At 53.9% G+C, this 14,546-nt stretch carries 18 protein-coding genes; 6 read left to right on the top strand and 12 right to left on the bottom strand.

Annotated elements, in window-relative coordinates; genetic code table 11:
- The first annotated feature begins 1 nt into the window (after position 1).
- Entirely contained in the window at positions 2–214 is a 213-nt protein-coding gene (locus AC6I8E_RS06950) for a YceK/YidQ family lipoprotein (RefSeq protein ID WP_161733850.1), read from the top strand.
- Here AC6I8E_RS06950 and AC6I8E_RS06955 read toward each other — a convergent pair.
- From AC6I8E_RS06955 to AC6I8E_RS06965, 3 genes are all read right to left on the bottom strand, one after another.
- Positions 205–606, bottom strand: coding sequence for a MysB family protein (locus AC6I8E_RS06955; RefSeq protein WP_013357421.1), 402 nt, complete (start codon positions 604–606; stop codon positions 205–207). The genes AC6I8E_RS06950 and AC6I8E_RS06955 overlap by 10 nt on opposite strands.
- Positions 607–736: 130 nt before the next feature.
- Positions 737–1,003 carry a hypothetical protein gene (locus tag AC6I8E_RS06960; protein WP_135909286.1) on the bottom strand — a complete coding sequence of 89 codons (267 nt, stop codon included), beginning with the start codon at positions 1,001–1,003 and terminating at the stop codon, positions 737–739.
- Between the two features lie 539 nt (positions 1,004–1,542).
- Complete coding sequence (locus AC6I8E_RS06965; RefSeq protein WP_013357422.1) at positions 1,543–2,466, bottom strand: Kdo(2)-lipid IV(A) acyltransferase; 924 nt, start codon at positions 2,464–2,466, stop codon at positions 1,543–1,545.
- Positions 2,467–2,719: 253 nt separating this feature from the next.
- Between AC6I8E_RS06965 and trhO the strand changes: the two genes are divergently transcribed.
- Positions 2,720–3,769 (top strand): oxygen-dependent tRNA uridine(34) hydroxylase TrhO, encoded by a 1,050-nt coding sequence (gene trhO, locus AC6I8E_RS06970; RefSeq protein WP_497824585.1) that lies wholly within the window; start codon positions 2,720–2,722, stop codon positions 3,767–3,769.
- Between the two features lie 39 nt (positions 3,770–3,808).
- Here trhO and AC6I8E_RS06975 read toward each other — a convergent pair whose 3' ends face one another.
- From AC6I8E_RS06975 to grxB, 9 genes are all read right to left on the bottom strand, one after another.
- Positions 3,809–4,384, bottom strand: coding sequence for a YceI family protein (locus AC6I8E_RS06975; protein WP_497824586.1), 576 nt, complete (start codon positions 4,382–4,384; stop codon positions 3,809–3,811).
- 1 nt (position 4,385) lies between these two features.
- Positions 4,386–4,961, bottom strand: a complete 576-nt coding sequence (locus tag AC6I8E_RS06980; protein ID WP_147788402.1) for a cytochrome b — start codon at positions 4,959–4,961, stop codon at positions 4,386–4,388.
- Between the two features lie 285 nt (positions 4,962–5,246).
- Positions 5,247–6,359: an N-methyl-L-tryptophan oxidase gene (solA, locus tag AC6I8E_RS06985; RefSeq protein WP_497824587.1), complete on the bottom strand. Its 1,113-nt coding sequence runs from the start codon at positions 6,357–6,359 to the stop codon at positions 5,247–5,249.
- Positions 6,360–6,453: 94 nt separating this feature from the next.
- Complete coding sequence (gene bssS / locus AC6I8E_RS06990) at positions 6,454–6,708, bottom strand: biofilm formation regulator BssS (protein WP_013357427.1); 255 nt, start codon at positions 6,706–6,708, stop codon at positions 6,454–6,456.
- Between the two features lie 246 nt (positions 6,709–6,954).
- Positions 6,955–7,227, bottom strand: a complete 273-nt coding sequence (locus tag AC6I8E_RS06995) for a hypothetical protein (protein ID WP_013357428.1) — start codon at positions 7,225–7,227, stop codon at positions 6,955–6,957.
- Between the two features lie 145 nt (positions 7,228–7,372).
- Positions 7,373–7,618: a DNA damage-inducible protein I gene (gene dinI, locus AC6I8E_RS07000; protein WP_003849907.1), complete on the bottom strand. Its 246-nt coding sequence runs from the start codon at positions 7,616–7,618 to the stop codon at positions 7,373–7,375.
- 62 nt (positions 7,619–7,680) lie between these two features.
- Positions 7,681–8,724, bottom strand: coding sequence for a dihydroorotase (gene pyrC / locus AC6I8E_RS07005; RefSeq protein ID WP_013357429.1), 1,044 nt, complete (start codon positions 8,722–8,724; stop codon positions 7,681–7,683).
- Positions 8,725–8,858: 134 nt separating this feature from the next.
- Entirely contained in the window at positions 8,859–9,422 is a 564-nt protein-coding gene (locus AC6I8E_RS07010; protein WP_013357430.1) for a lipoprotein, read from the bottom strand.
- Positions 9,423–9,537: 115 nt separating this feature from the next.
- Complete coding sequence (gene grxB / locus AC6I8E_RS07015) at positions 9,538–10,185, bottom strand: glutaredoxin 2 (protein ID WP_497824588.1); 648 nt, start codon at positions 10,183–10,185, stop codon at positions 9,538–9,540.
- A gap of 288 nt (positions 10,186–10,473) precedes the next feature.
- Between grxB and rimJ the strand changes: the two genes are divergently transcribed.
- From rimJ to murJ, 4 genes are all read left to right on the top strand, one after another.
- Positions 10,474–11,067 carry a ribosomal protein S5-alanine N-acetyltransferase gene (rimJ, locus tag AC6I8E_RS07020; RefSeq protein WP_013357432.1) on the top strand — a complete coding sequence of 198 codons (594 nt, stop codon included), beginning with the start codon at positions 10,474–10,476 and terminating at the stop codon, positions 11,065–11,067.
- A 13-nt stretch (positions 11,068–11,080) separates the two neighbouring features.
- A complete protein-coding gene (locus tag AC6I8E_RS07025; protein WP_013357433.1) occupies positions 11,081–11,719 on the top strand; it encodes a DUF480 domain-containing protein in 639 nt (212 codons plus the stop codon).
- A gap of 1 nt (position 11,720) precedes the next feature.
- Positions 11,721–12,641 carry a Gfo/Idh/MocA family protein gene (locus tag AC6I8E_RS07030; RefSeq protein ID WP_497824589.1) on the top strand — a complete coding sequence of 307 codons (921 nt, stop codon included), beginning with the start codon at positions 11,721–11,723 and terminating at the stop codon, positions 12,639–12,641.
- A gap of 121 nt (positions 12,642–12,762) precedes the next feature.
- Complete coding sequence (gene murJ / locus AC6I8E_RS07035) at positions 12,763–14,301, top strand: murein biosynthesis integral membrane protein MurJ (RefSeq protein ID WP_497824590.1); 1,539 nt, start codon at positions 12,763–12,765, stop codon at positions 14,299–14,301.
- Positions 14,302–14,546 lie beyond the last annotated feature (245 nt).

Raw genomic sequence — 14,546 nt, forward strand, 5'->3', positions numbered from 1 at the left:
TATCGTTGCGGCTGTGCTCTGTTTAAGCGGATGCGGCAGTATTATCAGCCGTACCGTGCCCGGACAGGGGCACGGTAATCAATATTATCCCGGCGTGCAGTGGGATGTGCGTGACAGCGGGTGGCGGGTACTGACTATCCTTGATCTGCCGCTGTCCCTGGTGATGGACACCCTATTGTTACCGGTGGATGCCAGTCACGGTCCTTACGAATAACTGCGATCGGAGTCGCTGTTATCATCCTCCCACTCTTGTGCCGCTGCTTCACCCTCTTCGGTGTCAAGCGGCGGCTCCAGCTGGAATTCGCCATCATCCCACTCGTGCAGCGTATTTTCCGCCAGCCACTCCTGACGCAGCTCCACTTCATCAAAGTCAGCATCAAAAATAGCCTGTGCGCCTTCACCGCTGCGGAAAGGCAGACATTCACCCGCATCACCTTCATCTGCCAGGAACTCAGCCTGCCACATGATATCGCCGTCCTGCATCACATATTTCTGCAGACCAAACTGACCGATTGAGGCTTCTTCTTCATCCACTTCAGGGTTGTTAGCGAGAAACTCCTCACGTGCAGCATCAATCGCTTCCTCTAACGTACTGTACATGCTCATCGCTCTTCTCCTTACGGGTTCATTAACTACGGATTGTTTTGATTTCAGTGAAGGATAGACGAAATCTGAGGGAGGGAAAGGGCAGGGCGGTGCAACTGGCGGGAAATAAGCCATTTCCCGCCAGCCAGGGTCAGATCATCTTTTGCGGGAAGTGCAGAACAGGTTGGACGGAGTCATGAATCACCGGTGCGGAGTAGCGGATACAACATTTTATACAGGGCTTCACTTTCTTAAAATTAATTCTGGCGATCGAAAGTGCCTGACTCAGATTATATAGTGTGCCGATAAATATCAGCTCGTCTTTATCTGGCAGGCGTTTGCACCCCTTTCGATGCAGAAAATGATAATTGTCCTGATCGGTGCTGATAGTAACGTAATAGTAGAGACCTTTGTTCATATAATCTGTCCCGTTAGAGGTTGCTGTGTATTGTCTTTTTATAATTTTAGTCAGGTCCATTAAAGGTCTGACTGTTACAAATGAAATTACCGATAAGCATAAACGACTACAAATTCCATAACGATCTATCAGCACGTTAAAAAAAAGCAAAATGGAATATAAGCCAAATTAACCAGGTAATTGATTGTAAAATAAGTTAATTTTTATCGATTCATAAGCGCGGAGATACCATTAAGGCTGGCTAAATAGGATTAGGCCTGGAATACGGAATAAATAGCGCCAGATGAAATTAAACCGAGATCGATGCAATATTAATTAATAAAAAGCTAAAGTGCGCGCGCAGCGCTTTCCGGTAAAGGAATGGGTTAGCGAGTTTAACGGTAAACAGAAAGAAATTATATTCCGTCTATAGTCCCATACTCATCACTGGCACTGAAATATGGCTGAAAGGATTCTTCTGTGATGAGCGACTGATTTATTTAGCTGGATGTCGGGTCAGAAACGCGCTAAATGCCTGACGGACATTTAGCGCGAACTGATTAATAACGTGAAGGCTCGCCTTCGGGGCGCGTTTTAAAGCGGCGGTGGAGCCACATGTACTGTTCGGGGGCCAGCAGGACGCCCTCTTCGACCACTTTATTCATTCTGGCGGCGGTCACTTCATCGCTTTCCAGCGTAAATTCGGCGCTGATGTCAGGCAGTATCATCAGTTCATAACCACGTCCGCCGGGCAGACGACGTGGCACGAAGGGGATAACCGCCGGTTTGCCGGTGCGGATCAGCAGATGAGTGCCCACCGTCGTAGCTGCTTTTTCCACGGCAAAAAAGGGCACAAAGACGCTGCTACGCGGGCCATAATCGTGATCGGGTGCGTACCAGATGATGTCACCGTTCTTCAGTGCGCGGATCATGCCTTTGAGATCTTTCCGGTCGATCATGCTTTTATTCGACCGCATCCGGCCTTTTACCTGCAGCCAGTCGATCAGTTTGTTGTCATTAGGACGATAGACGCCAATGCCAGGATTATGGATGCCAAACATGCGTGCACCAATCTCAAGCGTCAGAAAGTGCATGCCAATGAGCAGTACGCCACGCTGACTATCGCGCGCCTGCTGGATATGCTCCAGTCCCGAAGGCTTATGCCATTTGTTGATGCGCCAGTCCGGCCAGAACCACGCCATACCGGTCTCAATCAATCCCATGCCGACTGATTCGAAATTGTGCTTAACCATCGCTTCGCGTTCATTAACCGGCATATCCGGAAATGTTAATTCCAGATTACGTCGGGCTATATTGACGCGGCGCTTCATAAAACGCATCCCAATACGACCAATATTGCAGCCGAGCACATAAAGCAGGGGATAAGGAAGTAGCACCAAAAGATAAAGAGAAGCGACACCCAGCCAGGTCAGCCAATAGCGCGGGTGAAGCAGTTCTCGTGAAAACTGAGGCAACTGAGTCATGTGAAGGTTAATTTTCCTGCGTCGCGCACCATTCAGTGCTGATATCTCATTGATTTACGCCATTGTGCCAGTTTTTATCGTGCGTATAAATATCACTGACAGAACAGGCTACTGCAGGCTGATATTAAATAACCAGATAGTGCCGGAAAAAACAGCAATCCGCGCATAATTCCGAGACTGGCCTTTGCATCCCGGTGAAATCAGGTATCATGTGCCCGCTAAATTTCTCCTATTGATAACAGGAAAGAACACCATGCCAGTGTTACATAACCTCGTTTCCAATAAAGAGCTAAAGGCGCGCATGCTGGCTGAAACCGAGCCGCGCACTACTGTCTCTTTTTATAAATATTTCCAGATTGCCGACCCTAAAGCCTTCCGCGATGCGCTCTACCTTGGCCTGACGTCACTCAAAGTCTTTGGCCGCGTCTATGTCGCACATGAAGGCATCAATGCGCAGATCAGCGTGCCCGCCAGCCAGTATGAAAACATGAAAGCGTGGCTGTATGGCTTTGACCCGGCGCTGAACAACCTGCGCATGAATATTGCGCTGGATGATGATGGGAAATCGTTCTGGGTACTGCGTCTGAAAGTGCGCGACCGCATTGTGGCGGACGGTATTGAAGACGACAGCTTTGATGCCAGCGACGTGGGTCAGTATCTTAAAGCGGCAGAAGTTAACGCCATGCTGGACGATCCTGACGCCCTGTTCGTTGACATGCGTAACCACTACGAATATGAAGTGGGTCGCTTCGATAATGCACTGGAAGTACCTGCTGATACCTTCCGCGATCAGCTGCCGATGGCGGTTGATATGTTGCAGGATCAGAAAGACAAAAAGATCGTCATGTACTGCACCGGCGGGATCCGCTGTGAAAAGGCGAGCGCCTGGATGCGGCATAACGGCTTCGAGGATGTCTACCACATTGAAGGCGGCATCATCGAGTATGCCCGACGCGCCCGTGAACAGGGATTACCGGTTCGCTTCAAAGGCAAAAACTTTGTGTTTGATGAGCGGATGGGGGAGCGGATCTCTGACGACGTGCTGTCGAACTGTCATCAGTGCGGCGAACCCTGTGATACCCATGTCAATTGCGTGAATGACGGCTGTCATCTGCTGTTTATCCAGTGCAAAAGCTGCGCAGAGAAGTTTGAGAACTGCTGTAGCCCGATCTGTCAGGAAGAAGCAAAACTCTCACCGGAGGAGCAGCGCGCTCGCCGGGCGGGACGTGAGAATGGCAACAAGATCTTTAACAAGTCGCGTGGCCTGTTAAACATGACTATTCCGTCGCCAGTGAAGAAATAAGCGTGGCCGCCTGAAGTCAGCTTCAGGCGGCTTGCTGTTTTACTGGCGCACACCTTCAACCGAGATCATTAGCTCAACCTTCTGCGAAGCTGGCCCCAGATCTTTGGTAATATTAAAATCTTTCAGTATAATTTCGCCTTCGGCTTCAAAGCCTGCGCGGTAGCCGCCCCACGGATCTTTGCCTTCACCCAGCATTTTCGCCTCCAGCGTCACCGGTTTAGTCACGCCATTCAGCGTGAGATCGCCGGTAATCTTTAGCTCGTCACCCTCTTTCTTCACTGCTGTAGATTTGAACGTTGCCTGCGGGTTTTTGCTGCTGTTCAGGAAGTCAGCGCTACGCAGGTGCTTGTCACGCTCCGCATGATTGGTGTCAACGCTACTGGTGTTAATGGTCACGTCAACTTTATCTGCGGCCGGGTTCTTCTCATCGAAGGTGAAGCTGCCGTCAAAATCTTTGAAGGTGCCGTAGAGCCAGCTGTAACCCAGATGCTGAATGCGGAACTGGATAAAGGCGTGCTGGCCCTCTTTATCAATCTTATAGTCCGCGGCACTCGCAGTCATTGAGCCGAGCAGCAGGCTGGCACCGGTCATCGCCAGCAGGGTCTTCTTAAACATATTATTTATCCTTTTCAGAGGGAGAGGGGAGACGTAAACCTGACATCCGTTTTAGGGTGATATCGCGATCGATAAGGTGATGCTTAAGCGCAGCCAGACCATGCAGTACCGACAGGACCACAACCGTCCAGGCCAGCCAGAGATGAATGTCGCCTGCCAGGTCTGCCTGTTCGCCTGCGCCGCTGAACAGCGCGGGCAGCGTAAACCAGTTAAATACGGCGATCGGTTTGCCATCGGCGGTGGAGATCAGATAGCCACTGATCAGAATGGCCAGCAACAGGGTATAAAGGAGCAGGTGCGCCACTACCGAACTGATGCGCACCAGCGGGGAATAGCTGCTCAGCGGCTTTGGCGGCGGGGAAATAACGCGCCACAGCAGGCGAAGGATCAGTGTCAGCAACAGGATGACGCCAATACTTTTATGGATTTCCGGTGCATCGTGGTACCAGCTGTCGTAATAGCCGAGACCCACCATCCAGAGTCCCAGTGCAAACATGGCATAAATCGCCAGCGCCATTGACCAGTGCAGTAGTACAGCAACCAGTCCAAACTGATGAGGTGTATTACGTAATAACATAATGTGGGTTTCATGAAGAAATAATCTGAAATAAGCATCCACATTATGAAATATAAAAGCAATCGACCTTACGCTTCTATAAATTTTAATTTCCGGGATGAAAAGGTTGAATAAAACTGCGGTGAAATGACCAGTATTACTGAATGAGATATTTCTGGCGGGTTAGTCGTCAACGTTAATTAACGATATGGGCGAAATATAAATCACCATTATGTCAGTAAGATTCATTTTTCGTCAGATTATGTCAACAGGGCGGCATCAGACTGATGCCATCCGTTATCAGAGTCAGAAACGCGAGAGGCGGAAGGGGGACAAATCAAAGGAGAACGGTTTTTGCTGTGCGAATTCCGCAGCAAGCTCGCCTAACACGCTGGCAAATTTAAAACCATGTCCGCTGAGTCCAGTGATTAACAGGCGGTCAGGTTCACCCGGCAGGGTATCGATAATAAAGTCTTCGTCCGGGCTGAAATCGTAGCTGCAGGCTTCGCCATGCAGACAGACGCCGACGCCAGGTAAAAACTGACGGATAAAACCAAAGGCCTCACTGCCGTCCGCCGCTACCGCGCCAAAAGGTTTACGATCTTCAGGCTGCTGCATCAGCTGACCGCCATCATGGCGACCTACCTTCAGTGCGTTATTATCCGCTGGAAAGCCGTAAAACTGGCTGCCATCTGCCATTTCAACCGTAAAGCCGGGAAACTTATTATTCTCGCTGTAGCGGCCATCTGCCTGATACCAGGCAAATACTTTGCGGGTAGGGGCGACCGGCAGGCCAGGAATTAATTTGCCGACCCAGGTGCCAGCGCTTATCAGCATTTTGCGGCCCCGATAGATGCCATCCAGAGTGGTGACCTGCTGCAGGTCGCCATCACGACCAATCTCTGAGACCGGGCAGTTAAACAGCTGCGCACAGCCCGCCTGTTCCGCCAGCTGGATCCAGCTCCGAACCGCCTGTTCACATTTCAGAAAGCCGGACTGCGGCTCAAAGACGCCCAGATAACCCTCTGGCACGTTGATTTGCGGCCAGCGCTTACGCACGTCATCGGGCTGCATCACTTCGATATTGAGCTGCCAGCGGCTCGCGCTGTCGATAACGTTCCGGATAAAGGGGGAGTGGTCAGGTGCAAGGTTAAGTACGCCGCTGCGGTGCATGATGCGCTCACCGGCGCGCTGTTCCAGCTCATCCCACAGCGTCTGCGCCCGCAGAACCAGCGGAACATAACGTTCGCCTTCACCATACGCGTGACGAATCAGCCGGCTCTCGCCATGATGCGTTCCCTGATTGTGGGGAGGATGGGCGCTGTCGATCATTAATACCGATAAACCCGCCTGGGTAGCATAGTAGCCAGCCGCCGCGCCCACTGAGCCGCTGCCGACGACGATAAGATCATAAATCATGATAACGACACTCTAAGAGTCACATAATCAAAAGCATACCAGAAACAGAAACGAAAAAGGCACCCCTGAGGGCGCCTCTTTGATGCGGCAGAAATTAATGCTTATTGAGGAGTCGTTCTGGTTGCTCGGCTGATTCTATCTTGGCGATGCCTGCCTCGAGGATCGAGATAAACTGCCTTGCCACATCCGTTGTCAGCCAGTAGGTCGGGCCAACATCCGCTTCTTCTTCTTTTTGATCCTGCGACGACAGCGAGTGCAGGCGGATCATCATGGCGTCATAGCTATCAACGGTACTGATGTCCCAGCCCACCAGTGGATGGGTCTGGATAACGTCTTTTCTTCTGTCCATTATAACCTCCTTATTACTCGTTAAACGAAGTGCATGATGAGGTTCAATGCGGCTTTTTTATTCCGATAGCGAAACAATTATAACAGTAAACCCGGGTATCACTGTTTAAAAAATGCCGTGAGCCAGCTTCTCACAGAATATTTGCGTTTGAAAGGAGGGCGTTGAAAAATAAAATGCCTGACGGGCAGGCATTTTTATCACTGTTCAATGGGCATGCAAAAAGCGGGTTAAGCCGCGTGAACGGGCTTAAAGTGCCGGGGTTTCCGGCACGATGCCGCCGCCACGTTTTTGCAGTGTTTCTGCCAGACGGGCAAAGTGCTGCTGAAGCTGCTCATCATGGTTTTGATTTTGGGCTTCCAGCGAAAGATTGTGCACCAGCAACTGACTGGCACGATCGTCAAGACAGAAAATCAGACTGGAAAAGGCATTTTCCAGCACCGTTAAACGACGCTGCTGATCACCAATCAGTGCTAACAACTCACCAAAGGTCATCGCCTCTTCCGGTTTATCAGTAGTCATGGTGTCGCACCTCCTGTTATGCGTGACGAGCGCAAGGATAGGGCATTGATCAGTAAGAGTCTAGATGCAGAGAGGGGGAAGTGCGAGAGGGGAGAAAAGATAAAAAAACCGGGTGGCGACACCCGGAAAAAAAGCACAGTGGCGGTTAATCAGTAATGAACCAGTCGTCAGCGCTTTCCCACGTCTGCTGCAGGATTTCGCTGATCTGGTCGCGCGTCTCTTTTCCACCGCCCAGCACGCTGAGATTGTTAGCACTGGCGTAACGTACCTTGACGTGATTGGTCGAGTCAGGGAACTGTTCGTCGATGCGGCGCGATAATTCATCGCTTAACGCTTCTATCGCGCCAGCAGGAAGAGGTCGGGTATTGGATACGGTAATTTCAACGCGCATAATAGCCTCCGGTTAAGATACTGTATATATTTACAGTATTGGTGGTCCGGAGGCAAGTAAAATTATGCGATGCGCCAGTTCAGCGTTTCACCGGCCAGGAACGGCACCAGTGAGTGGCTGCCGAGCGCAATTGACTCCGGCACCTGCCACGGCTCACGCACCAGCGTGATCGTCCCCTCATTCAGTGGCAGACCGTAAAAACGCGGGCCATTTTCAGAACAGAACGCTTCAAAATGTTCCAGCGCATTCAGCTCTTCAAAAACGGTGGCGTAGGCGGGCAACGACGTCGGCGCATTAAAAACGCCCGCACAGCCGCAGCTGGCCTCTTTAAGATGACGCAGATGCGGCGCGGTATCGGTGCCAAGGAAGAAGCGTGGATTCCCGCTCGCTACCACTTTACGCAGCGCTTCCTGATGCACGTTGCGCTTAAGGATGGGCAGGCAGTAGAGGTGCGGGCGAATTCCGCCCACCAGCATATGGTTGCGGTTAAACATCAGATGCTGCGGGGTAATGGTTGCGCCCAGCGTCTCACCGGCATCAGCAACATATTCAGCGGCGTCCTGCGTCGTAATGTGCTCCATCACCACTTTCAGTGCCGGAAACTGGCTGCGGAGCGGCACCATCACGGTTTCGATAAAGCGGGCTTCGCGGTCAAAAATGTCGATATGTGCATCAGTCACTTCACCATGGATCAGCAGTGGCATACCGAGCGTCTGCATCCGATCCAGCACGCGGGCAATCGACGCGATATTGGTCACGCCATGACTGGAGTTGGTGGTAGCGTGCGCCGGATAGAGCTTCGCCGCGGTGAACAGACCGGCGGTGAAACCGCGCTCAAGCTCATCAGGATCCAGCGAGTCGGTCAGGTAGCAGGTCATCAGCGGCGTAAAGGCGTGATCGGCGGGCAGTGCCGCCAGAATGCGATCGCGGTACGCTTCACCGGCCGCCACGCTGGTTACCGGCGGCACCAGGTTTGGCATCACAATGGCACGACCATTCACTGCGCTGGTATAAGGCAGGACCGTTTTAAGCATCTCATCATCACGCAGATGAATATGCCAGTCGTCAGGGCGACGCAGGGTAAGTTGCTGAGGTTGTGCTGTCATCAGTGAAGCTCCGGCAGAAAGGAAACAAAAGGCGTGTTTTGGCCGGGGTCTAAGCATAAGGATTCAGGCAACCGTTTGCACCTGCTTTTTATGCCGCCAGAGAAAATCCGCGCCAGTAGGCGCGGAAATCGGGATTACTGCGTAAAGGGAATGACCAGTTCGCCGGGCTTCACTTCCAGTCCTTTGGCAAATTTTTTCGCCAGCGATTCGCCTTTGCTGCGGTCAGCGCTGAGCACATAGGCGGGTTTTTGATCAAAATAGCTTTTCAGCGACTGATTCAGGTAAGGCGTCAGCGTCTTCATGATTGAGGCCATTTTTTCCGGGGCAACCTGGGCATCGACAATCTCCAGATCGCGCAGATAAATGGCGCCCTGCTGCTGATCATAAACCGGCTGAGCACGCATCTTCAGTTGCATATCGGCCTGCTGCGGGCCAAACAGTGAGGTCACATTAATTTTAGCGTTGCCGGAGAGCGTCACTTTACCCGGCTCTTCGCGGCCAATCTGGCTGGTCAGATTGTTCAGCACGATGTGTGCGTTAACCAGTCCGGAGACGCCAATATCTTTCTCGTAGTTGTTGTGCTTCTGCAGCGCCTGATTCACTTCCTGTTCGCTGATGGTGTATTGCGTCAGTTGATTACAGCCGCTGACCAGCAGCGCCATCAGCAGGGCAGTCAGCCCGAAAAAAGCCTTTTTCATCGATCTTTATCCTGAATATCAGAGCCAGTAAACAGGCCATAGCCTGCCTGAATGCGTGACGGGTGTCATCAGGAAAGGGATGAGAAACGCCGCAGCGTCTCTCATCAGGGCGGGACTAATGCGCTATCGAAGAGAGCAGATTAACCTGGGTCTGTTTGGCCATGTTATCGCGGTAGTCCGCCACCCGGCTCGGCCAGTCGATACCGGCGACCAGCGTCAGGGAGCGCAGTAGCGGGAAGAGATTAAAATCATCTTCCGACAGTTCGCCGTTTACCGCATTAGGCTGAACGATGAGTTTGTCCAGTTTGCGCAGATCCTCACTCACATTCTTAATCAGCCCGGCAGAGTGACTCTTCAGCGTTTCAAAATCACCGAGGCTCGCCTGTTTTTTGCTGCGGAAACAGGCACGCGCCTCAGGCGTCGCGAATTCGGCAAAGGCCGCTTCGGCAATGCGCGGCAGCAGCAGTTTATTGATATAGCTGTTCATGTGGCGCAGCCAGTCGCCAATCGCCGGGTTCAGCGCGCCGGTGATCAGCGGCGCGCCATCCTGCTGATCGACGTAATGCACGATCTCCATGCTTTCAGGCATTGCGCTGCCATCCTGCTTTTGCAGAATCGGTGCCATTTTCTGCCCGATCAGTCGTTTTGGCGTCTCTTCATCGTCGTTGAGCATCACCACCAGCTCAACCGGCTTATTCTTCAGACCGAAAATCATTCGCGCCTTAACGCAGAAAGGACAGTGGTCATAGATATAGAGTTTCATCCTGATCTCCCGGATTTTTACAGGTTTAGTGTTTAACAGAGTGAATCAATTCATCCTGTTTTCGGGCGCTCAAAAAGTATGGAAGAGATTACCCTGCAGGGCAAACCTGCCAGCCAGGATTGGTGGCTGTAGCCGGGCGAACCGACGGGTCATCGCTGTGATAACAGAGCAAAATCAACCTCTTTAAAGCTAAACCGCTGTAACGTTTTACCGCAGCCCAGGCGGCGGTTATAGTGAAAGCCGGGTAATGACGGCTTTCACTCACAGCCATTGATTTCAGGAGTCAGGATGTTTGGCTATCGTTCTGCCGCGCCCAGGGTGCGATTAACCACCGATCGACTGGTGGTCCGTCTGGTTCACGAACGTGATGCCTGGCGAATGGCAGATTACTATTCGGAAAACCGCCTGTTTTTAAAACCGTGGGAGCCGGTGCGCGATGACAGCCACTGCTACCCGTCGGGCTGGCAGGCGCGCCTCGGGCTGATTTCCGACATGCATAAGCAGGGGTCGGCCTTCTATTTCATTTTAATGGACAGCGATGAAACCGAAGTGCGGGGCGTGGCGAACTTCAGCAACGTGCTGCGTGGTTCCTTTCACGCCTGTTATCTCGGCTATTCACTGGGTGAAAAGTGGCAGGGGCAGGGGCTGATGTTTGAAGCCTTGCAGTCGGCTATCCGCTATATGCAGCGCCAGCAGCATATTCACCGCATCATGGCGAACTACATGCCGCACAACCAGCGCAGCGGCGATCTGCTGGCGCGACTCGGTTTTGAAAAAGAGGGTTACGCGAAAGATTATCTGCTGATCGACGGACGCTGGCAGGATCACGTGCTGACAGCCTTAACCCTGCGGGAATGGACGCCTGACCGGCGTGGACAATAATGAGGACGCGAGCATGAAGATGGCTTTATCCGCGCAGGCATTGCGCGTGCTGGGCTGCCTGCTGGAGAAGCAGGTCACCACGCCAGAGCAGTATCCGCTGTCACTGAATGGCGTAGTGGTGGCCTGTAATCAGAAATCGAATCGCGAGCCGGTGATGGAGCTGAGTGAAAGCGAGGTACAGAATCAGCTCGATCAGCTCGAAAAGCGTCATCTGGTCACCGGCAGCAGCGCCGCCGGACAGCGGGTGGTGAAATATGAGCAGCGTTTCTGTAATTCCGCGTTTGGTACACTGAAACTCAATAGTGCGGAAGTCGCTCTTCTCACCCTGCTGCTGTTGCGTGGGCCGCAGACGCCAGGTGAACTGCGTACCCGCAGCGGTCGTCTGCACGAGTTCAGTGATGTCGGCGAAGTGGAGCAGACGCTGGAAGGCTTGATGCAGCGCGAAGACAGTGCACAGGTCATCCGCCTGGCGCGTGAGCCAGGCAAGCGTGAAAGCCGCTTTATGCATCTGCTGGGCGATGAAGATGACGCCCATCAGGCTGCCGACGCGCCGGAAGAGCAGGGGGACCTGGCGGCGCGTGTCACTACGCTGGAACAGCAGGTCGCCGCACTTCAGGCACAACTCACCCAATTGCTGCAACCGGAGAGCTGAGATGACATTACGTATTGGCGTGGTGGGATTGGGCGGTATCGCACAGAAAGCCTGGCTGCCGGTGCTGTCGGCCGCGACAGACTGGACGCTGGTGGGGGCGTTTTCCCCGAATCAGGCCAAAGCCCGCCCGATCTGTGACAGCTATCGCATGCAGTGCTTTGGCTCACTGAATGAATTAGCCGCAGCCTGCGACGCGGTGTTTGTTCACAGCAGCACCGCCACCCACTATGAGGTGGTCAGGGCGCTGCTGCTGGCAGGAAAAGATGTCTGCGTCGACAAGCCGCTGGCTGAAACCCTGGAGCAGGCTGAAGCGCTGGTGGCGCTGGCGGAAAAATGCCAGCGTAAACTGATGGTGGCGTTTAACCGCCGGTTCGCCCCGCGCTATCAGCAGCTGCGGGCGGAGATGGCTGGCGCGGCTTCTCTGCGGATTGAAAAGCACCGCAGCGACAGTGTCGGACCATGGGATCTTCGCTTTACCCTGCTTGATGACTACCTGCATGTGGTGGACACCGCGCTCTGGCTGGGCGGCAAGCCGTTTCGCCAGGTTCACGGACGCATTGATACGAACGAGCAGGGGCAAATGCTCTATGCCGAGCACCATTTCGCTGTTGAAGGCCTGGCGATCACCACCAGCATGCACCGGCGCGCAGGCAGTCAGCGCGAGCGGGTCAGCGCAGTGTGTGACGGTAAGTGCATCGACATCAGCGAGATGCGCGACTGGCAGGAAGAGCGCAGTGATGGCCTGCTAATCACTCCGCCGCCTGCCTGGCAGAGTCATCTGACGCAACGCGGCTTCAGCGGTGCAGCACGCCATTTTATTGACTGCGTACAAAATCAGACGAAGCCTGAAACCAGCGGTGAGCAGGCGCTGATGGCGCAGCGTGTGGTGGAAAAACTGTGGCGTGAGGCGACGCAGGAATAACGCCTTGTAACACTCCGTGCTGGTCATTTCCCTCCGTGGCAGTAGACTGTCGCCGGGCATCCTCGGGTGCCCGCGCTAATTCTCCTTTTTTGCCGATTCTTTTCAGGATGCGCCGTCAATTATGAATTTGTTGAAATCGCTGGCAGCGGTCAGTTCTATGACCCTGTTTTCCCGCGTACTGGGCTTTGCCCGTGATGCCATCGTGGCGCGGGTGTTTGGTGCCGGAATGGCGACCGATGCCTTCTTTGTTGCGTTTAAACTGCCCAATCTGCTGCGCCGTATTTTTGCTGAAGGCGCATTCTCTCAGGCGTTCGTGCCGATTCTGGCTGAATATAAAAGCAAGCAGGGTGAAGAGGCGACGAAACTGTTCCTGGCGTACGTCTCAGGCCTGCTGACGCTGGCACTGGCGCTGGTCACGGTGGCGGGGATGATCGCTGCGCCCTGGGTCATCATGATCACGGCTCCAGGCTTTGCCGACAGTGCCGATAAGTTTGCCCTGACCAGCTCGCTGCTGCGGGTGACGTTCCCCTACATTATGCTGATCTCGCTGGCCTCGCTGGCGGGGGCGGTGCTGAACACCTGGAACCGCTTCTCGGTGCCGGCGTTTGCGCCAACCCTGCTGAATGTCAGCATGATTGGTTTTGCGCTGTTTGCTGCGCCGCACTTTCATCCACCGGTAATGGCGCTGGCCTGGGCGGTAGTCGCGGGCGGCGTGCTGCAGCTCGGCTATCAGCTTCCTCACCTGAAAAAGCTGGGAATGCTGGTGCTGCCGCGTCTTAATCTGCGCGATGCGGGCGTGTGGCGAGTGATGCGTCAGATGGGACCGGCCATTCTGGGCGTTTCCGTCAGTCAGATCTCGCTGATCATTAACACCATCTTCGCCTCCTTTCTGGTTTCGGGTTCGGTCTCCTGGATGTACTACGCGGATCGCCTGATGGAGTTTCCTTCGGGTGTGCTGGGCGTGGCGCTGGGCACCATTCTGCTGCCGTCGCTGGCTAAAAGTTTTGCCAGTGGCAACCATGATGAATATTCCCGACTGATGGACTGGGGTCTGCGCCTCTGCTTCCTGCTGGCGCTGCCGAGTGCCGTGGCGCTGGGCATGCTCTCCGGTCCGCTGACCGTGGCGCTGTTCCAGTACGGTAAGTTCACCGCCTTTGATGCATTGATGACGCAGCGTGCGCTGATCGCCTACTCCGTCGGACTGATGGGCCTGATTGTGGTTAAGGTGCTGGCACCGGGCTTCTATTCCCGTCAGGACATCAAAACGCCGGTGAAAATCGCGATTATCACGCTGATCATGACGCAGCTAATGAATCTGGCGTTTATTGGCCCGCTGAAACATGCCGGTCTGTCACTGTCGATTGGTCTGGCGGCCTGTCTGAATGCGTCGCTGCTCTACTGGCAGCTACGTAAGAAGAATATCTTTATGCCGCAGCCGGGCTGGAGCAGCTTCCTGCTCCGCCTGCTGATCGCTGTAGTGGTGATGGCCGGCGCGCTGTTTGCCATGCTGCAGTGGATGCCGGCCTGGGAACAGGGCGCCATGCTGTGGCGACTGCTGCGTCTGGCGGCGGTTTGTGCTGTCGGCGGCGGCGCTTATTTCCTGGCGCTGGGAGTGCTGGGCTTCAGGCTGCGCGACTATGCACGGCGCACCGCTGTGTAAAGCTTGCCGCAATAAATAAACTCAACGCGCAGGGAACAGGGGCAGAGGAGGGAAACGTCCCGCGCCCTGGACAAAAACGCCGGGAGCGTTTTTGAACAACGCGAAGCATTGGCCCGGCAACGGGCGCACCTCAGGGATGAGGTGCGTAATCGCGCGGGACGAGCGGCCAGGGATTAGCTTTAGCGTCTTTCCGATCTGCCCCTGTTCCCTGTGCAGGCTCAATTTCAAAGCTAATCATGGTGAAG

The sequence above is a fragment of the Pantoea sp. X-Soil-YNGN-785 genome, from assembly GCF_059730585.1.